This window comes from Marinomonas rhodophyticola, from assembly GCF_026113935.1.
GTDB lineage: Bacteria > Pseudomonadota > Gammaproteobacteria > Pseudomonadales > Marinomonadaceae > Marinomonas > Marinomonas rhodophyticola.
This window is the reverse complement of the sequence record NZ_JAPEUL010000004.1, coordinates 592,998-612,423: the sequence shown is the minus strand read 5'-3', so window position 1 is coordinate 612,423 and position 19,426 is coordinate 592,998. Positions and strand designations below refer to the sequence as shown.

Here is a 19,426-nt window from a genome sequence, read left to right as displayed (position 1 = left end):
TCGCCAGTACCTCAGCCTCAACAAAGTTCATCGATGGTGAACCGAGGAACCCTGCCACAAAGCGATTTGCAGGGTGATGAAACAATTCCATCGGGCTGCCAATTTGTTGTACTTCTCCACCTTTTAATACAACTATCTTGTCCGCTAATGTCATGGCTTCCACTTGATCGTGCGTCACATAGATCATGGTCGCACCAAGTTTTTTGTGTAATTTGGCAATTTCCATACGCATGTCCATACGCAATGCGGCATCTAAATTGGAAAGGGGTCTCGTCGAATAAAAATACCTTGGGATTACGCACAATGGCACGCCCAATAGCCACACGCTGACGTTGACCGCCTGAAAGCTGGCTGGGTCGACGTTCTAATAGATGCTCCATTTGCAAAACTTTAGCGGCTTCATTGACCTGTTGGTCTTTTTCTTGCTTTGAAATGCCAGCAATCGTCAGGCCAAAGGCCATATTTTCCCTCACTGTCATATGAGGGAAGATAGCATAGGATTGAAAAACCATGGCAATACTGCGGTCTTTGGGCTGTAGGTGATTCACTACCTTACCATCAATCGATAGGGTGCCGTCTGTGATGTCTTCAAGCCCCGCAATCATGCGTAGCAAGGTGGATTTTCCACAGCCAGATGAGGCCCACAAATACCGTAAACTCACCATCTTTGATGTCTATGTCCACGCCTTTAATAATATCGGTTTTATCGTAGCGCTTTACCAGCTTATGTAATGTGACGTCCGCCATTAGTCGTTATCCTTTTTGTTCTCTGTGACGTTTAATAGACCCGCTGCGTCCACCTCTATTGCAACTGGATCGAGAATTTCGCCAACAAAACCTTGCTTGTCTTGATCATGAAAACCCAGGATACAGTGGCCCTTTTCGGTTTCTAATATTCTCGCGGCATAGCGGTGACAAGGATTCTCGCCGTCAAAAAAAGCCCCAGGAGCAACTTGCCAAGGTCCTCGCGGATGATCAGCGATCAGGTAATGATTGCCCGTCACTAATTTACCCGCTTGACTCGCCGTATACGCCTCACTCCAGTGTTGGCCAGACGTACAAAACAAACAGTACCAGCGTTCACCAATAGCAAACACTTGCGGCACTTCTAATTGACCAAAGCACCCAACAAATACAGGAGGCTGTAACTCCCAGTCATATAAATTATCGGAGGTAGCAAAACCAATCGCGCCACCGGCGTTGGCTTCATCAATGCCCGGCGCTCTGGCGGTAAAAACATCAACCAACCCTCCCCTTTTGGGTCTTTCATCACCCAAGGATCGCGCATGGCTCGATCGTGCCAAAAACCTTTTTGATGTTGATGTTCGTAATGAGCGGCATTTTCTCCCACCAAATCTAAACACAAGCCATCGCCGACACGTTGCCAATGATGTAAATCCGTACTGGTGGCATGGCCTACGCGTTGATAAAGGCTATTTTCTGCTAAGCAGGTTCCGGTATAGAACAAATGATATAAGCCTGATTCATCACACACGACACTGCCCGTCCAAGTGGTAGAATCGTCCCAAGCTGGGGACTTCGCTGGCGCAAAACACGTACCATGATGCTGCCAATGAACTAGGTCTGTAGAAGTAGCATGCCCTTGGCTAACGTTTAAATGACGTCGCTCAGGATCAAGTAACGCCTTATCGGCTTTCAAAAAATAACCATGCCATGTGTCGCCTTCACGAAAATACCAACTGTCCCAAATCCACTGATCTTTTAATGCGATTGTCATTATATAACTCCTAAAAATTAACCCTTGACGCCTGTTGAGGCAATGGAAGCGATAAAAGCTCGTTGCAATACCAGATAAAAACGCTAAGACAGGCATAGTGATCAGTGTTAAGTACGCCATCACTTCTCCCCACGCGGTATTGAGCTGGAAAAAATACTGTAAGCCGACCAAAACTGGCCGGTATTGTTCTTGTTGTGTGACCATAATCGGCCATAAGTACTGGTTGTACATGACCAAGAATTTCAAAATGGCAGCCGTCGCAATCACGGGGCCAGATAGTGGCATCACAATGCGCCAATACACTTGCCACCAGCTACTACCTTCCACACGTGCCGCTTCAATCAACTCTCTTGGCAAGTCTTTGAAATATTGCGTAAACAGAAAAATAGTTAATCCATCTGCAATAAAGGGCACAATTTGCACTCTATAGGTATTCAACCATCCCCAAGTCAGACCCTCCAAACCCAGCCAAGGCAGCTTAGAAACCATGAGCAGCATGGGAATCGCAATGGTTTCAAATGGCACGATTAATGTGGCCACAATGATGGAAAAAGCCAGCTGTTTACCACGCCAATTTAGATAAACAAATGAGAATCCCGCCATTGAACACAACAACAAGCTCAGCACCACAGTCACAGCGGTGACGAGCAAAGAATTAAACATAAACAAAAAAATAGGAGCTCGTTCAAACGCCTTGTCGTAATTGCTCAGACTAATATCCCCAACGGGCAAAAATGCTCGCAATGAAGCCGTGTCAGCCAGCAACTGATGATCAGGTTTAAACGAAGAAACCAGCATAAAAATCAGCGGAAAGATAAAAATGAGTGCGATTAATGACAACAAGGTATAACGCACAATAAGACGAAGTCGGTGATTATCTATCGTAATATGAGCCATTTAATGTTTCTCCCGAGTGAAATAGCGTTGTAACAGAGAGATACTCAACACAAGGATAAAGAGCACAACTGAAATAGCCGAGCCGCCGGAAATATCCTGCTTGCCGTAGCCTCGCTCAACCGCTTGAAAAACAATGGTTTGAGTGCTGTCCAATGGGCCGCCGTTGGTCATAACATCAATCTGGGCAAACAACGCAAACGCCTGCATTGTAATGACGATCAAGACTAAAATGGCGGTGTTCTTAAGACCTGGCCACGTCACGTAACGAAAGGTTTGCCAGCCGGAAGCCCCTTCAATTTTGGCGGCCTCGTACAATGTGGGCGAAATGGTCTGTAAACCAGAAAGCCAAATCACCATATGAAAGCCCACCGCCTGCCAAATAGACATCACCATGATAGAACCCAATGCTGTATTTGGGTTACCCAGCCAGTCCACAGGCACAAAATGCCCAAATGACAAGGTGTGCAATAAGTTGTTCAGCAAACCATTTTGGCCGTCATAAATAAAACGCCAGAGAATTGACACCACGACAATCGAGACCACTACCGGCATAAAATAAATCGCTCGATAAATATTAATCCCCTTTAAACGCTGATTAATTAACAAGGCTAACGCCAACGCTAGAGCGCCCTGTAGTGGCGCGACAACAAGGACAAAAAGAAAGGTATTCACCACGGCTTTCATAAAAACCGGATCGCTGGCTAAAACAACGACCTTTTGGTCAGACCATTGCCAAGAGAACCACTCTTTCATACCTTGTAAATGCGCATAATCTGGATTGTTGCGGGTATAAGAACGGATACGTGGGTAGGTAATATCGCCTTGATTGTCGCGCTTTATTTCACCGGTATCCGTCATCTCTGGTGCCAGGACTAAACTATTGACGCTCAATAGTTGTCGATAATTTTCTAAACCTACAAACTGCGTTGGATTGGGTGAAATCAAGCGTTGATTTGTCATCGAAAAGACAATGGCAAACACGAATGGCACCACGATAAATAGCATCATCAGACCGAAGCCGGGCAGAGCAAATAGCCAGCCGCTACGGTTATGTTGCGTGAGTGTTGAACATGTTTTTTGCATAATTGAATAGCCTTTCCTGGCGGTTACTAACCTTGGCGCTGAAGAACACCCATTACTCATGTTCCTCAGCGCCATTTCCGTATCGCTAATGTCCATGTTATTAATGGAATTAATTTATTGAATGGCCATAGCCTAAATTACGGCGGATATCGTTATTGATTTCATCCGCTGCGTTATCCAATGTGTCTGCGACGTCAGCGCCATCAGCTATATCGGCCAATGCTTTCTCTAGCACCTTAGCCGCGACCACATAGCCTGGGGTGACAGGTCTAAGCACAGCTTGTTGTGCTGATAATTCAAAGAAAGTCGCCATCGGAGCACCTTGACGATAATGCTGACTGGTCGCAGCCGCGGTTTTGGTGGGTGGAATAAGCCCAATCGCATCAGAAAACGCCGTCATATAACGATCTTGCGTGGCAAATTTAATAAAGTCAGCGGCACCTTGAGCGTGTGGAGTCGTAGCCGAAACACCAAACTGCCAGCTTGCTGCACCAATTTTAGAGTCCTGACCTAAATCAGGTGCGGGTAAAAACAAGACATCATCACCGAATGCCTTAAGCATATTTAAGGCTGTCCAGTTACCATTCCATTGAATCGCGTATTTACCATCCACCAATCCAGTTTCGCGATCAGCGGTATCTTGTGAGTTGCACGGGGTATAGCCTTCTTGAAACAGCATTTGCCACCACTCTCCAAAGGCGATGGCGGCATCGCCATTCAACACCCCTTCTGCGCTCTGATAGGTGCTACGATCGACAATATCCCCACCAAAGCTTTGCAAGAACGGACTAAACGCGTAAGGAAACCATTCGCCTTTCCAAGCCAAACCAAGATCAAGCGGATAGTCGTATTTTCCCGTTTGTTTTAACGTTTCAAGCGCGGCATTAAATTCATCCAAACTCCAAGGCTGATCTAACGTTGGAATACGAATATTGGCGTCAGTCAATGTAGACTTGCGGGTAATCATGGCGACAGCCGCATCCCACAGTCCCAAGGAATACAATTTCCCATTCCAATATCCCTTTGTACCGGGCAGAAAGTCGGCTATGGCGGCTTCATCAATGTTGAGTGGTTGTAAATAACCTGCCCAAGCCCAGTTAGGCATCACAGGGCCATCCACATCAAGAATATCGGGTAAATTACCCGCTAAAGCGGCCGCAATAACTGAGTCGTTATAGGACTCTTGCGGGAAACTTTGCAACGCCACTTTCCAATCCGATTGGCTGTTGTTGAAGTCATCCACTATCTGATCGATAATTTTTGCCTCCACAGGATTGCCCGCACCGTGATACCACAGCGACAAATTCGTCTGCGCGTATCCATTTATTGCTCCCAGGCTCAACAGCGATGCACTCGCCGTCATCAGCACGTTTTTCATTATTATTGTTTTCATATTTAACGTCTCCAAGTCGATTTATAAAAAATGACATCGATGTCATTTCAATGGATAAAAAAAGACATCAATGTCTTTTTTTATCCATCTTATTCCCTTGTTACTAATGATCTATCATCGTCCGTTGATCGTTTTTTAGTGTCGTATGGCAATACGGAATGACGCCACACAACAGGACTGGCAACACGAATGGGTGCCGCTAGTAATTGAAATTGTTTGTCTTGAATTTGCTTGAGTAATAAACGCGCGGCTTCAGCGCCAATTTCTCGATAAGCCAAATCTACAGTCGTCAGAGAGGGGTACAAACTTTCCGTGATCGATAAATAGTTATCATAACCCGCCACTGAAATCGCTTCCGGAATACGAACCCCACGGGAACGCAATATTCCATAGAGTTTTAAGGCCATTTTATCATTACCACAACATATAACAGACGGAGGCTGAGGCAAGGCTAAAAGTCGATCCACAGCCTGTTCAACCAAGGCTTTATTATCGACTTGCTCTAGTGTATCGGCACACAAAATTAAGGCAGGATCGATATCAATCCCCGCTTCATTGAGTGCTTGGCAATAGCCCTTAGTTCGTAAGTCAGTCGCGACCATCTGTTCATCAAGACTAAGGTACGCAACGCGTCGAGTGCCCTGCTGACAAGATACGTTTTAATAAATGGTACTGACCCCACTCATCGTCTGGCACCACAGCTGGGGTCTGTTGAGCATCAAAGCAATTTGCCAACACGATGGCCATATCTTTACTGTGGACTGGCAAACTGACTTGTTGATGATAATCTGCAACATAAATAATGCCTTCCACACGATGTTCTTGAAAAGTTCGAATTAAATGCGCAACACGGCGACTATCGTCACCCGTATCAGCAATTAACAGTGTTTTACTTGACGCTTGAATAACAGCCTGAATGCCCTGCACAATAAAAAGATCAGGCAGCCCTGTCGGTCCAGCCGTCGCATTATGGGATATTGCCCCCGTTATAACACCGATTAAACCCGACTTATTAGAGCGCATCGCTCTCGCCGCCGTACTTGGAACATAGCCTAATTGGTCAATAGCGGCTTGAACCTTTAAACGTGTTGCTTCACCCACTGGCGCGTCATTATTCAGAACCCTAGAAACGGTCTTGGGCGACACATTGGCGATTTTAGCCACATCGTAAATAGTAGACATTAAGCATTAACCTTAAAATGACATCGATGTCATAATAGTATTAAAAAAGACCTTGTCAAGAAAAATCTGGGTAAATAACAATCAGGTGTGTCGATACCAATTCGTTAAATGCTCGTTACATCAACAAAACAGCAAAACAAAAATACCCCGATGGGGTTGCACCATCGGGGCTAGAAACGTTATCCGATTACTTTGCTGGACCAGTGCGTAAACCAATAGTCACAGAGATAGCGGCTGCCAACAAAATGATGGCAGCGATGCTGAATACGCCCAAGGCACCACTGATGTCGAACACAAGCCCGCCCGCTGCGGCACCCAGTGCAATGGCCACCTGAATGGTGGCGACCATAAGCCCGCCACCACTTTCCGCTTCGTCGGGAACACTGCGTGTAATCCATGTTGACCACGCGACTGGCACGCCACCAAACGCCATTCCCCAGACAGCCACCAAAATTGCCGTAGGTACAATGCCTTGAAAGCTCACCATGCCTAAGCCAGCCAGCCCCATAATCAATGGCATAAGAGCCAAGGTTAGACGCAATGATCTGCCGATCAACGTACCTGCAATGTGGGTACCGATGAAATTAGCCACACCAAAACCCAACAGAATCCCTGAAATACCCGCCGTCGCTACGCCCGTCACGTTTTCAAGAAATGGTCGTACATAGGTAAATAAGGCGAAATGACCCGTAAAAATAAGCACTAACACAAACAGACCAAACTTCATCCTTGGACGATTCATTACCGCAATCAGCGTACCTAATGTGGCCCGACCTCGCGGAGGAATGCTTGGCAGTGTGAAAAACTGCACCACAAGCGTCAAAACACCCAGCAAGGACGCCAGTAAGAAAACATGACGCCAGCCAATAATTCCTCCCAGATAGCTGCCCAAGGGAGCCGCAAAAATCGCCGCAGCGGACACACCGCTAAACATAATAGCCAAAGCTCGTGGAACACTGCTGTCCGGCACCAACCTTATAACGGTGGCCGCCGCCATGGTCCAAAAACCACCAAGAGCAATACCAAGCAGTACGCGCCCAGCCAGCAGCAGAACAAAGTTCGGCGCGAAAGCAACCAAAATATTCGAGACAATTAGCAACACCGAAAATCCCAATAGGACATAACGACGATCTATCCCACGCGTAACCGTGGCGGTTAAAAGGCTAGCAGCCACGGCAAGAAGTGCTGTCGCGGAAACGGCTTGACCTGCCATGCCTTCTGTAATGGAAAGATCCGATGCCATGGGGGTTAATAGACTAGCAGGCAAAAACTCCGCTGAAACTAGCCCAAAAACCCCTAATGTCATAGCGATTACGGCCCCCCAAGCAGGTACATCTTGTTGTGCCTGTGACGGGGACACATTTACTGTATTCGTCATTAAACGTCCTCTTAACTGAATGTTGATAAATTACGTACAGAATAATATGGACAGGCCGGACGATATATACCAATATATCTTAAATTAATACCATATCGTCCGGAGTAGCTATGTCACTTTCCTCGCTGAACAACACACATCATGAAAACCAACACGATATGGTCAATGCGCTTTTATCTGGTGTTCGTCTTAAGGGGCTTGAATACAGACGAGTCGATATTTCTGCGCCATTTGGCCTACGATTCGGAGAAGGTGCCGATAAGCAATTGGCGTACTTTCATTTTATCGGTCAAGGTTCTGCCTTTTTGCGCACCCGAAATGGCACGGTACAACAACTTGCCTGTGGCGATGCGGTGTTAATTCCTTGTGCTGGAGTCCATGATCTTTACAGCGAAGACGATGTCTCGTTAGTCAGTATTGACGCTTTTGAAAAAGTTCCATTGTGTGACTCCACCGCGGAAATCAGCGCCTGTGACCTTAAAGTCTGCCGCTCAAGAGACAACTTCATTTTCAGCTGCGCCATGGAGTTTGATTTGGGTTGGCTGCACCCGCTAGCGCACTTAAAGCCCGAGGTGATGCATATTGAAACCGTGCCCAATCACGACCCACAAATCCCCATCCTTCTTGATGTCATGACAAAAGAAATCATGGCCAAGCGGCCTGGCTACGGGGTGATATTGACTCGACTTGCCGATGTTGTCGCGGCGGCTATATTACGTCGTTGGGTAGAAACTGGCTGTAATGTCTGTGGCTGGGTCGAGGCAATGCGTGACCCCAAGTTAGCGCAAGTTTTATCCGCTCTACATCGTGACCCTGGAAGACAGTGGTCCGTTGCAGATATGGCCATCGAGATGGGGGTTTCTCGATCTGTGTTTGCTGAGCGATTTACAGAGTTAACTCAATATACGCCCCAGCAATACCTTGGTAACTTACGCATGCGCCTTGCCAGCCAATGGATCAGCCATGACAACCTCTCACTCGATGACATTGCTAATCGACTTGGTTACAGTTCTACGGCGTCATTTAGCCGAGCCTTCAAACGCATGACAGGAATACCTCCCGGTGCGGTAAGACGCGGTGTGTATCCAGAATAAGATACATCCTAAGAAGGTTTACCGACCTCTTTCATAAGCTGCACCTAGCGCCTTACAGACAAATCAATCTAAAACGGCGCTAACAGGCTTCCATGTTAGATTGATTCGTTATTCAAACACGTCAATTAACGGTGATACGAGTGACAAATCATCTTCCAGTATTGCGGCAATACCCTATTGTCTCCAATCACGTCTACCGTTTGGGTGAACAAAATATTGGTGGCAGATTTACCAATCATGATATCGAACTCGCCCGCTTCCACTATGCGCTGGTGTGCTGCGTTAGTGAAGTTCAACATGTCGACAGGTAACTCAAACACGACAGTGGTTGAAGCACCCGCGGCTAACTCAACACGCTGAAAACCTTTCAGTTCACGAATCGGCCGAACCAAAGAACACAGCTTATCTTTCACGTAAAGTTGCACAACCTCACAACCAGATCGATTGCCGATGTTTTCAAGCTCGACTGATACTCTAATCACGCCATCTTCAATCGACACCTGCTTGTTTTCGATCTGCATATTTTTATAGGCAAAGTCAGTGTAAGTCAGGCCGTAACCAAAGTTATATTTCGATCCAAAATGATAGGCAATGGGCGTGCCACCGCTTTTGAGTTTATGGTTATAAAAATACGGCACAGCGCCAGCATTTTTAGGAATCGATAGGGTTAATCGCCCAGAAGGTGATTGTTTACCGACAATAATATCCGCAATCGCTCTTGCGCCTTCTTGCCCCGAGCCCAACCGAATAACACCGCAGCAGCTTTTTCTTCTGCGCCATTTAAGTTGTATGGCCTTCCACCCGTAACCAAAATAATCACCGGTTTACCTGTGGCAATCGCTTCGTCAATTAACTGCTGTTGCACGCCTGGCAAATCTAAACTGTCGGTATCCGATCCTTCGCCCACGGTGCCTGTTTGGAACAAACCAGCAAGATCCCCCACACATACAATCGCCACATCCGCTTGCTCGACCATTTCAATCGCTTGTTTAATTTGGCTAGTATCTCGTGAGACTGGAGACGTCATGGTTTGATTCATGGCCAAATCCACATCACCGGGGAAAACCGGAGCATTGCTATGACGCTCCGTTAAAATATCGCAACCTTTGCTGTATGAAACCTGTGCAAATTCATTTTGCAGCGCTTCTAAAATAGTCGGACACACCTTGCTACTGTCGTCAACGCTGCTCAAGATAAGATGCACTGGAAAACTGTATCCACCAAGCAAGGCCAATTGGTCATCTGCTGTTGGGCCAATGACGGCGATTTTTTGTTGGCTATTTAAGGGTAAGCCAGCGTTGTTTTCTAACATGACGACCGATTGTAAAGCGACTTGATAGGCAAGCTCTGTGGCTTTTTCGCTTTGGAGCTCAATGGGAGATTCATCGCAATATGGATGCTCAAATAAGCCCATTTCAAATTTTACTTTCAAAATTCGAGCGACGATCTCATCGATTTTCTGCTCATCAATCAGCCCTCTTTGCAGTGCCGAGGCTAACTGACTGGAACAAGCATCATCTGGCAATTCAATGTCTAATCCAGCATTGAACGCCAACGCCGCCGCATGGGCATTATCCGCTGCAATGCCATGATGACTCGCCAATAACTCAACACCGCCATAATCCGCCACAATTAAGCCATCAAAGCCCCATTGATTTCGCAGCACTTCGGTTAATAAATGGTATGAGGCATGGCAAGCTTCATTATCTATATCGTGATATGCAGGCATCAACGAACCTGCTTTGCCGAGTTTTACCGCCATTTCAAAGGGCAACAAAAAAGTGTCGTTTAACTCTTTAAAGCCCAAATGCACAGGTGCATGGTTGCGTGCGCCTTCGCTAAAAGAATGGCCGACATAATGTTTTAAGGTAGCAAGAAGATCACGTTTTTCGCCTTGCAGGCCTTTAACAAACTCTGTCGCTAACACACCAACATGGTAAGGATCTTCACCCAGCGTTTCTTCCGTTCTGCCCCAGCGTACATCGCGAGATACATCCAACACTGGTGCTAAGCCATGATGGGCGCCAACACGGCGAGTCTGCTCGCCAATCACTTGTGCAACCTGATGAATAAGCGGCGGATTCCAAGTGTGGCCATAGTTAAGAAAGGAAGGAAACAGAGTCGAGCCTTTCGCCATCAGCCCAACTAAACACTCTTCGTGTGACATAGCGGGAATGCCCAAGCGTGTTTCTTCGACGAGATACTTTTGCAATTGATTTAACGCTTTGACGCCATCATTGGGGCTAATGACTTGTGTACCCAATGGACGAGTAATTTGACCTAAACCATGTTTTAGACGCTCTTGAATCGGTTTACGCTCCCCTTGAGCACCCATCTCAAAATCTCGGTCTTTGTGGTCGCCCGTAGGTTCTAAAATTAACCATTGCGCGCCCAGTTGTGCAATTTTTTCCTCCAACGTCATGCGAGCCAGTAAATCGTCAACGCGCTGCGAAACGCTAGCATTTGAATTTTTATAAACGTCCATCTATACGGCACCCTAATAAGAAAACATGAAATCTATTTATATTAATTATCTTATTGCGATAAATTGAAAATCGGCATCAACTTTTTTATTACTCTGCATATTCTATAGACAACACTGTGTGTTGTATTTTAATCAGCAAATGAATAAGAATTTCCCATAAGATTAAAGAGTTTCAAATTATGTTATGTCACATCTTCACTATGTTATTTAACATAAGCAATATGGTATACCTCTTCATTCCCCCTCTCATAAAAAAGCATCACAGCCAACACCACTATCTACCAATAAAAAATATCAACTTTAAAATCAAACCCTTAGTAGAACCATTCACACCACGAGAGACGACTATTTATTAGTCATTAAGCACCATCAACAAATAAATGAACAGGATTATCAAATTTCATAATTGAGCAAAAAACCATATACAGCAATGATCAACTCATTGAAATTTCACTAAAACAAACACCACAAAGAATACTTAATATTAACTTAACATCTTAATATTCGGTTTATTTTTAGATGACGTTTAGATTCATAGTCTTTGAAACCAAGAAATGAAATCTATTCATTTTAAAAAGTACGATCACATTAATAATAAAAAAGGACGTTCTTTATGCGTTACCAAAATACAAATACCATCCGCAACACTCAAAAAAACTGGAAAAATCTCTTTTATCCAGTTGCCATTGCGGCGTCTTTGACGTCGTCATTCGTTTGGTCTGATACCACTATTCGCATGCTTCACCTTGAAGCCGACCCAAAAGTCGTCGCCATCTGGGAACAAGTGGCCGATGACTACGAAAAAGCCAATCCGGGTCAACACGTCAAATTGGAATATTTAGAAAATGAGGCCTTCAAGCAAAAGCTGCCGACACTGCTTCAATCTGAGCAACGTCCTGACATTTTCTACAGCTGGGGAGGTGGAAACTTTCAAACACGTGTTGATGCGGGATTGTTAAAAGATGTCACCAAAGAAATGAAAGACATTAAACCTAGGTTCTCAGAGGCTAGCTTTAACGCTTTTAATTACCAAGGAAAACAATACGGTCTTCCTTACATGGTTAGCCAAGTCGGCTTTTGGTACAACAAAAGCTTATTTCAACAAGCCGGTGTTGATGCTGAAAAAATCATCACTTGGGATGATTTCCTAGAGGCTATCCAAAAACTCCACGCAGCCGGCATTACTCCCATTACAACCGCTGGTGGTGATAAATGGCCTGTGCAGTTTTATTGGGCGCTACTGACTATGCGCCAAGCTGGTCAACAAGGCATTCAAGATGCCATCGACAAAAAAGGCGATGGCTTCGGTGGCGAAGACTTCATTAAAGCGGGTGAAGAGCTTAAACGGTTAGTCGATTTAAAACCCTTCCAAGCAGGGTATTTAGCCGCTTCCTTTGGCGATTCCTCTGGTAACTTTGGCGATGGCAAAGCTGCGATGCAGCTAATGGGGGATTGGAACTATCTCTTCCAAGCTCAGCAATCCATCAGTGGTAAAGGTGTTGGAGATGACAACCTAGGCTGGATGAATTTCCCTGTTTTAGAAAGAGGCAAAGGCAAAGCCACGGATACTCTGGGTGGTATTGCTGGCTGGGTACTTACTTCTGAGGCCAGCCCAGAAGCGGTTGAATGGCTAAAATATTTTTCTAACATTGAGATGCAAAAACACTTAGCCAAAATCAACATGATCATTCCTGTAGTAAAAGGCGCGGATGTATCCATTGAAAATCCGTTTAAAAAACGGATTGCGCAAAACATCGCTAACTCTTCATGGCATCAATTGTTTTATGACCAAGCATTTGGTGCCAATGTTGGAAGCGTCGTGAATGACATTTCCGTTGGGATTATCAGTGGCTCACTTTCACCTCAAGAAGCCGCTGAACAAGTGCAAGAAGCGTGGGAATTTGAATAACGCTGAATAAGCTTTAATCATCCATACAGCCAACGCAGGTTGGCTGTTTTTATCTTCACGAGGCTTGCTATGAGTAACGATGTCACCACCATTGAGAAGCACCCCAATACGTCTTCAAAACAAAACATTTCCCGCTGGTTCAAAAAAAACAATCACGGTAACCGCTTACTAACCTTGGTTATATTTTTGCCACCTCGCTCTATTGCTGTTTACCGTTTTCGTTATGTTGCCTATTGGTGAAGCCGGTTATTACAGCCTATTCCGTTGGAATGGCTATGGAGAGCCTAGCCAATGGGTAGAATTTAGTAATTATGTACGTCTTTTTAATCACAGTGCGTTCGACACTGCAGTATGGAACACACTCAAGATCATTGTTATTTCTTTGGTGATTCAGTTGCCTTTGGCTCTCATTATTGCCCTATCCATTTATAAAAAAGCTGGAGTAACAGCCTATTCCGACTCATTTTCTTCTTGCCTTATATTTTGGCAGAAGTGGCGGCAGGTCTTATTTGGCGTTTTGTGTTCGACGGTGATTACGGTGTAATGGCAAGATTTACAGAAGCATTAAATACCGATTCTTGGTACATATTGGCCGATAAAAACTGGGCCTTTGTGGCCATTCTTGTTGTGCTAGTTTGGAAGTATTTCGGCTTCCACATGATGATTTACATTGCCGCCTTGCAAGGCGTTCCCAAAGATTTAATCGAAGCCAGTAAACTCGATGGTGCCAGTCGCTTTCAGGCCATTTGGTACGTGAAGATCCCTCTGATCATGTCAGGAATCAGCATCTCCATCTTTTTCAGTATATTAGGAGCACTGCAAACTTTCGATCTCATTATGCCTCTCACTGGAGGCGGGCCGTCCCACAGCACTCATACCTTGGTGTCTTATTTGTATTCATTTGGCATCACTAGAATGAATGTAGGGTTTGGCAGTGCGGTGGGTGTAGTGCTGTTTATTTGCTGTGTGATTTTTGCGTTCACATACCAAAGCACCATTATGAAAGATAAAAAATAAAGGAGCGACTTATGTTAGCAATACAAAAAATGCCTTGGGGGAAATACATCTTCCTCATACTTGTCGCCGGTTTTGTTTTAGTTCCCATGTTTGCCACCGTGCTTGGTGGATTTAAAAGCTTAGGGGAGTTACGAACCAATCCATTCGGCTTACCTGATGTTTGGGAGTTTGAGTATTACGCACAAGTGTTTGCCGATGGCTCTATTTGGTCTCTGATGAAAAACTCTCTGATTATTGCGTTTTTCTCGGTCGTACTCACCTTAATCATCGGTACTATGACCGCGTTTACTTTTTCTCATATCAAGTTCGCTGGCTACAAATACATTTATAACTATTTTTTAATTGGCATGATGTTTCCTGCGGCTGCCGCGATTTTGCCACTGTTCTTAAAGATTCGAGATCTTGGCTTACTTGATAGCCTATCGGGTGTGGTCATTCCACAAGTGGCTTTTGGTTTGGGTTTTAGCATTCTGTTATTCCGAACCTTTTTTGAGCAGTTACCTTCTGAACTCTTTGACGCTGCACGTGTTGATGGCTGCAGCTACATCAAGTTTTACTGGCATGTCATTTTGCCGTTATCCACCCCCATACTCGCTACCGTCGGTGTCTTTGTCTTGGTCGCAAGCTGGAACAACTACTTGCTGCCATTGCTGGTGTTGAACACTGAACAACAATACCCATGGACTCTCGGCATCATGCAATACCGTGGCGAATATGGCATTGAATGGAACCGCATACTGGCCTATGTCACCGTCACCATCACCCCTGCCATCGTATTTTTCTTGTTTGCGCAAAAATACATTGTTGAAGGCTTAACCGGTGGTGCCGTAAAAGGCTAACCCAATTAAATAGAATAATAAGGAAGAATCCCGTGGCTTCTGTTGAATTTAAACATATTGAAAAAATTTACCCAGGCAATGTACACACAGTTAAAGACTTTAACCTAAAAATTAATGACGGCGAATTTATTGTCTTTTTGGGTCCATCTGGGTGCGGCAAATCAACGACATTGCGCATGCTAGCTGGCCTAGAAGACATTTCCGGTGGCGACATTCTTATCAATAACAAAGTCGTTAATGAGCTTGAACCCATTGAACGAGACATAGCCATGGTCTTCCAAAGCTATGCGCTTTATCCGCACATGACGGTGTATCAAAACATTGCCTTTGCACTGAAACTCGCTGGATTAAACAAAACGGAAATAGAAGAAAAAGTACGACCCGTCGCTGACATGCTGCAACTGACGCCGTTACTGGATCGCAAACCTAGAGCACTATCTGGTGGGCAACGTCAGCGTGTGGCAATGGGACGCGCTATGGTGCGAACACCAGAGGTATTTTTATTCGATGAGCCGCTCTCTAACCTTGATGCCAAACTGCGTAATTCAATGCGTACCGAGATCAAAACGCTGCATAAGAAAATGCAGAAAACCACCATCTATGTGACACACGATCAAGTGGAAGCCATGACGCTGGCTGACCGTATCGTGATATTGCGCGATGGCAAAGTCGAACAAGTTGGTACGCCAAGGGAGATCTATCACTCCCCTGCAAATAAGTTTGTCGCAGGGTTTATTGGCAGTCCAGCCATGAACTTTATTCCAGTTGATTTAAGCAAAGAGCAAGGCTGGCATGTTGATCTTGCAGGACAAAAACTCAACTTACTCGGCGATGTTGACGACAACCAAACTGACACAAAAGCGTCCCTTGGAATTCGCCCTTGCGACATTCACATCACGCCAGATTTGCTTACCAATCCATTGGTCATCAAAGGCACAGTCGAGAACTTAGAACTGCTTGGTTCAACCATACAGCTGACAAGTCGGTTAGGGGATAGTCAGATTACCGTTGAAGCACCATCAAGCCACATAGTAACCGAAGACGAAGTGGCCAATTTCTATATTGATGAATCTCGCCTGCACCTGTTCAGTGATCAATCAGGATTATCGATGTACACACCTAAAAATATTCTCAAGTAACGAATCATTATGAACAATGGCAAGTTCCTTAAGAGCTTGCCATTGTGGCATTCCACCAAGATCCGCGCGACAGACCAATTCAAAAATAATGTATCCCATTGAAAATAGTGGAGGAGAGATCACTAAAAATGCACATTAGTGTGGATGATAAGAGCTTAGATAGAGTTCATCCTAAACGACTGGTAGAATTGCTGAGTCTCATTTTTCACAAGGCTTAAATGCATGACTAAATTCATAAAGTACCGTTTTAACCGCATTTCCTTAGGAGGAATCTGCGCCTTATTTATGACTGCATTTCTAACGGGATGCAGTGAACCACCCAAAATAGAAAGCATTGAAGGCTATGCACAAGGCACAACGTACCAGATTCTATTCTGGGCGGAAGATGCACCCCCTGTTAGTGAGGTACAAACAGAGTTTGACACTACTCTTGCGCAAATTGACAAAGAGCCTCTCCACCTATCGTCCAGATTCCTACATCTCTGAATTCAATACCAGCCCCTCTATGGCATGGCAACCTGCTTCGCAAGACTTTATCGACTTAATCAAGATATCTAAAGAAATCCACAATCGCTCGGCAGGTTGTTATGACCCAACGGTTGGTCCTCTGTTTGATTTATGGGGCTTTAAAAAGGCCACGCTTCACGTTCCAACAAACGAAGAACTGGCAATGGTCAAAGCTGAGTTGGGGATAGATAAAATTGAAGTAGATGATAAAAACAACCGTATTCGTAAAACTCGACCATTTTTACAACTTGATTTTTCTTCCATGGGTGAAGGCTATACCATTGGTAAGCTGAGCGAAGTACTCGAATCGAAAGGCTTTCAGAATTATATGGTGCAATTTGGTGGTGATATGAAAGTCAAAGGACACAAACCAAATGGTGATGAATGGCGCATCGCCATTCAGCAACCCATTCCGTCAAAAGATGGCCTACCTAAAATCCATAAAATCATGACAGTAACCAACTACCAAGGCATTACGCTAGATACCTCTGGGACTTATAATCGCCACTTTGACGATAACGGCGTGGAGTACTCCCATATTATTAATCCAAGCACAGGTAAACCGATTAAACATGATCTTGTCTCAGCATCTGTCTTTGGAACCGATGGTAGAGTCAGCGACGCATGGGCAACAGCTATGTTATGCCTTGGCCTTGATGAAGGCGCTAAAATCGCCAAAAACGAAAACTTAGAAGTCTTCTTCATCGAAAGAAAACAAGATAAATTAATCGATTCCAGCAGCACCGCCATGCTAAAAACAGACAAAGTTGAATTTGATTAATTCGTTATTTTATAAAAAAGACTGGGTAGCAATGTTATTTGGTCTTTTTTATTATCTTACTTAATTTTTTTCGTACTAATAAACCATAAAAAATCGAATTATTCCCAAAAATAGACCATTGATTAAAATAAAATATTAGAAATCAATCACCCAGCCCAAACCTACATGCTGGAATAATTATATTCCTTAGAAAAAAGTTAATTAAAAAAGAGCAAGTAGGATAACCACTCACTCTTATCATTATTTCTTAACTACTTACTGTAAAGTCAGCTTTTGTTTTTAAAACTCTACTTATATAAATAAAGTTAAACTAAAGCTTAAAGCGATTCGTTAAACTATTTAAATTTACGGCCAATCTAGCAAGATCTAAACTCGCTGCACTGGATTGATTCGCTCCAGCTACAGCCTCATTTGCAATATCACGAATAATTAATAAGTTTTTATCCACTTCACGCGCAACAAGAGCTTGTTCTTCGGCAGAACTCGCAATGGCAATGTTTTGATCATTAATACGTGATACAGAGTCTGCAATCGATTTAAGCGCTTCTCCAGACAAATTCGCTATATCCAATGTCGCGTTGGCTTTGTCATGACTACGCTGCATAGAACTTACGGCAAGATCAGTGCCAGTTTGCACTGATTGAATCATTGCTTCAATATCCTTTGTAGACTCTTGAGTACGATGTGCCAATGCACGCACTTCGTCAGCCACAACAGCAAAACCTCGTCCTGTTTCACCCGCTCGAGCCGCTTCGATCGCTGCGTTTAATGCCAACAAGTTCGTTTGATCGGCGATACCGCGGATTACATCTAACACTGAGCCAATACTGCTCACTTGCCCTGCTAGATCATTAATACCTTGAGTCGTAATCTTCAACTCTGTCAATAGAGACTGAATGGTTTTTATGGTTTGTTGGACCTGATCACGACCTAATTCAGCGCGTTCATCAGCAATATCTGAATCTTTTGAAGTAGCGACTGCATTACGCGCTACATCTTCAACGGCTGATGTCATTTCAGTAACAGCCGAAACGGCTAATTCTAACTGCTCATTCTGCAGATGCATATCTTGTGTCGATTTTTCCGTGACAACACTTAACTCTTCCGAAGTAGAAGCCAGTTGAGTCGCGGCTTCTTGAATCTCATTTACCGTTTCTGAGAGTTGCTCAACTGTTTTATTGAAGTGGCCAGCTAAGATACCTAACTCATTACGGGAAACATTTTCTAAACGGAAGCTCAAGTCACCACCCGATAAATGTGTCATGGCATTTTGAATATAAGCAACTTGCTGAGTTAATGTACGTGTAATATAAAATGCAATAATAAGCACAGCGACAATAACAGTGACTGCAACGATACTAAGTACAGAAGTCGACTCTTGATAAACAACATCACCATTTTCACTGGCCAACATAGCTCCTTCGCTATTTACGTCTGAAATTTTATCTAAAATAACAATATAATTACGGTAGATATCTAAGCTTGACGTACCAAACAACGTTCGAGCTGCGACTAAGTCTCCTATATGTGACATCCGAAAAATTTCTTTCTGTATGTTTAAATACTCTTGGTACTGTATTTCAAAGTCACTTAATAGTTTTCTTTCTTCAGATGAGGAAATGAGGCTTTTATACTTCTGAATGCTATCTTCTATAGATTTTTTTCTTTTATCAGCCATGCTTTCAAGCATAGTTTTACGTTGTGGATCATCATTTAAAATATGTACTGCTTCAGTATTACGAAAATCCGCTATTTGAGCCTTTATGTTTTCTATAGCTTTAACTGAGGGTAGCCAATTCTCTGAAATAATGGTGGATTGATCATTAATGATACTCATGCGAGTAAAAGAAAATATCAGAATTACTATAAGACCAAAGACAATCAGACCATAACTAGAAAAAAGCAAAACACTTAGCTTAACGTTCTTCATTATATATTTACACTCCATTATTAGAATATTTTTTCCATAGACTCATTTCAAAGA

The 19,426-nt window shown here is 44.1% G+C and carries 20 protein-coding genes; 8 read left to right on the top strand and 12 right to left on the bottom strand.

What is annotated here, in order from left to right:
• Positions 1-17: 17 nt before the first annotated feature.
• From ONZ52_RS25225 to ONZ52_RS03600, 9 genes are all read right to left on the bottom strand, one after another.
• Positions 18-605, bottom strand: a complete 588-nt coding sequence (locus ONZ52_RS25225; protein ID WP_428981161.1) for an ABC transporter ATP-binding protein — start codon at positions 603-605, stop codon at positions 18-20.
• Positions 589-747 carry a hypothetical protein gene (locus tag ONZ52_RS25220; RefSeq protein WP_428981151.1) on the bottom strand — a complete coding sequence of 53 codons (159 nt, stop codon included), beginning with the start codon at positions 745-747 and terminating at the stop codon, positions 589-591. Before ONZ52_RS25220 ends, ONZ52_RS25225 begins: the two co-directional genes overlap by 17 nt.
• Positions 747-1,106, bottom strand: a complete 360-nt coding sequence (locus tag ONZ52_RS03630) for a glycoside hydrolase family protein (RefSeq protein WP_265217322.1) — start codon at positions 1,104-1,106, stop codon at positions 747-749. The genes ONZ52_RS25220 and ONZ52_RS03630 overlap by 1 nt, the downstream gene beginning before the upstream one ends.
• Positions 1,107-1,108: 2 nt before the next feature.
• Positions 1,109-2,635 (bottom strand): ABC transporter permease subunit, encoded by a 1,527-nt coding sequence (locus tag ONZ52_RS03625; protein WP_265217321.1) that lies wholly within the window; start codon positions 2,633-2,635, stop codon positions 1,109-1,111.
• The gene (locus tag ONZ52_RS03620) at positions 2,636-3,718 is read right to left on the bottom strand and encodes a carbohydrate ABC transporter permease (protein WP_265217320.1); all 1,083 of its coding nucleotides are present in this window, start codon (positions 3,716-3,718) and stop codon (positions 2,636-2,638) included.
• 109 nt (positions 3,719-3,827) lie between these two features.
• Entirely contained in the window at positions 3,828-5,111 is a 1,284-nt protein-coding gene (locus tag ONZ52_RS03615; protein ID WP_265217319.1) for a sugar ABC transporter substrate-binding protein, read from the bottom strand.
• A gap of 89 nt (positions 5,112-5,200) precedes the next feature.
• Positions 5,201-5,713 carry a substrate-binding domain-containing protein gene (locus ONZ52_RS03610; protein ID WP_265217318.1) on the bottom strand — a complete coding sequence of 171 codons (513 nt, stop codon included), beginning with the start codon at positions 5,711-5,713 and terminating at the stop codon, positions 5,201-5,203.
• 13 nt (positions 5,714-5,726) lie between these two features.
• Entirely contained in the window at positions 5,727-6,293 is a 567-nt protein-coding gene (locus ONZ52_RS03605; RefSeq protein ID WP_265217317.1) for a LacI family DNA-binding transcriptional regulator, read from the bottom strand.
• Between the two features lie 187 nt (positions 6,294-6,480).
• Complete coding sequence (locus ONZ52_RS03600; protein WP_265217316.1) at positions 6,481-7,671, bottom strand: MFS transporter; 1,191 nt, start codon at positions 7,669-7,671, stop codon at positions 6,481-6,483.
• A 110-nt stretch (positions 7,672-7,781) separates the two neighbouring features.
• Between ONZ52_RS03600 and ONZ52_RS03595 the strand changes: the two genes are divergently transcribed.
• The gene (locus ONZ52_RS03595) at positions 7,782-8,765 is read left to right on the top strand and encodes an AraC family transcriptional regulator (protein WP_265217315.1); all 984 of its coding nucleotides are present in this window, start codon (positions 7,782-7,784) and stop codon (positions 8,763-8,765) included.
• Between the two features lie 125 nt (positions 8,766-8,890).
• On the opposite strand, the gene ONZ52_RS03590 is transcribed toward ONZ52_RS03595, so the two are convergent.
• Positions 8,891-9,508: a fibronectin type III-like domain-contianing protein gene (locus ONZ52_RS03590; protein ID WP_265217314.1), complete on the bottom strand. Its 618-nt coding sequence runs from the start codon at positions 9,506-9,508 to the stop codon at positions 8,891-8,893.
• A complete protein-coding gene (locus ONZ52_RS03585) occupies positions 9,433-11,250 on the bottom strand; it encodes a glycoside hydrolase family 3 protein (protein ID WP_265217313.1) in 1,818 nt (605 codons plus the stop codon). Before ONZ52_RS03585 ends, ONZ52_RS03590 begins: the two co-directional genes overlap by 76 nt.
• A 613-nt stretch (positions 11,251-11,863) precedes the next feature.
• Between ONZ52_RS03585 and ONZ52_RS03580 the strand changes: the two genes are divergently transcribed.
• The 7 genes from ONZ52_RS03580 (at position 11,864) to ONZ52_RS03550 (ending at position 17,442) form a co-directional block, all read left to right on the top strand.
• Positions 11,864-13,159 carry an ABC transporter substrate-binding protein gene (locus ONZ52_RS03580; protein ID WP_265217312.1) on the top strand — a complete coding sequence of 432 codons (1,296 nt, stop codon included), beginning with the start codon at positions 11,864-11,866 and terminating at the stop codon, positions 13,157-13,159.
• Between the two features lie 69 nt (positions 13,160-13,228).
• A complete protein-coding gene (locus ONZ52_RS03575; RefSeq protein ID WP_265217311.1) occupies positions 13,229-13,399 on the top strand; it encodes a hypothetical protein in 171 nt (56 codons plus the stop codon).
• Complete coding sequence (locus ONZ52_RS03570; protein ID WP_265217310.1) at positions 13,383-13,703, top strand: hypothetical protein; 321 nt, start codon at positions 13,383-13,385, stop codon at positions 13,701-13,703. The genes ONZ52_RS03575 and ONZ52_RS03570 overlap by 17 nt, the downstream gene beginning before the upstream one ends.
• Complete coding sequence (locus tag ONZ52_RS03565; RefSeq protein ID WP_265217309.1) at positions 13,652-14,176, top strand: carbohydrate ABC transporter permease; 525 nt, start codon at positions 13,652-13,654, stop codon at positions 14,174-14,176. Before ONZ52_RS03570 ends, ONZ52_RS03565 begins: the two co-directional genes overlap by 52 nt.
• 11 nt (positions 14,177-14,187) lie before the next feature.
• A complete protein-coding gene (locus ONZ52_RS03560) occupies positions 14,188-15,015 on the top strand; it encodes a carbohydrate ABC transporter permease (RefSeq protein ID WP_265217308.1) in 828 nt (275 codons plus the stop codon).
• Between the two features lie 32 nt (positions 15,016-15,047).
• Entirely contained in the window at positions 15,048-16,154 is a 1,107-nt protein-coding gene (locus ONZ52_RS03555) for an ABC transporter ATP-binding protein (protein ID WP_265217307.1), read from the top strand.
• Between the two features lie 418 nt (positions 16,155-16,572).
• Positions 16,573-17,442: an FAD:protein FMN transferase gene (locus tag ONZ52_RS03550; protein ID WP_265217305.1), complete on the top strand. Its 870-nt coding sequence runs from the start codon at positions 16,573-16,575 to the stop codon at positions 17,440-17,442.
• Between the two features lie 310 nt (positions 17,443-17,752).
• On the opposite strand, the gene ONZ52_RS03545 is transcribed toward ONZ52_RS03550, so the two are convergent.
• On the bottom strand, positions 17,753-19,372 hold the full coding sequence (locus ONZ52_RS03545) for a methyl-accepting chemotaxis protein (RefSeq protein WP_265217304.1): 1,620 nt from the start codon (positions 19,370-19,372) through the stop codon (positions 17,753-17,755).
• Between the last annotated feature and the right edge of the window lie 54 nt (positions 19,373-19,426).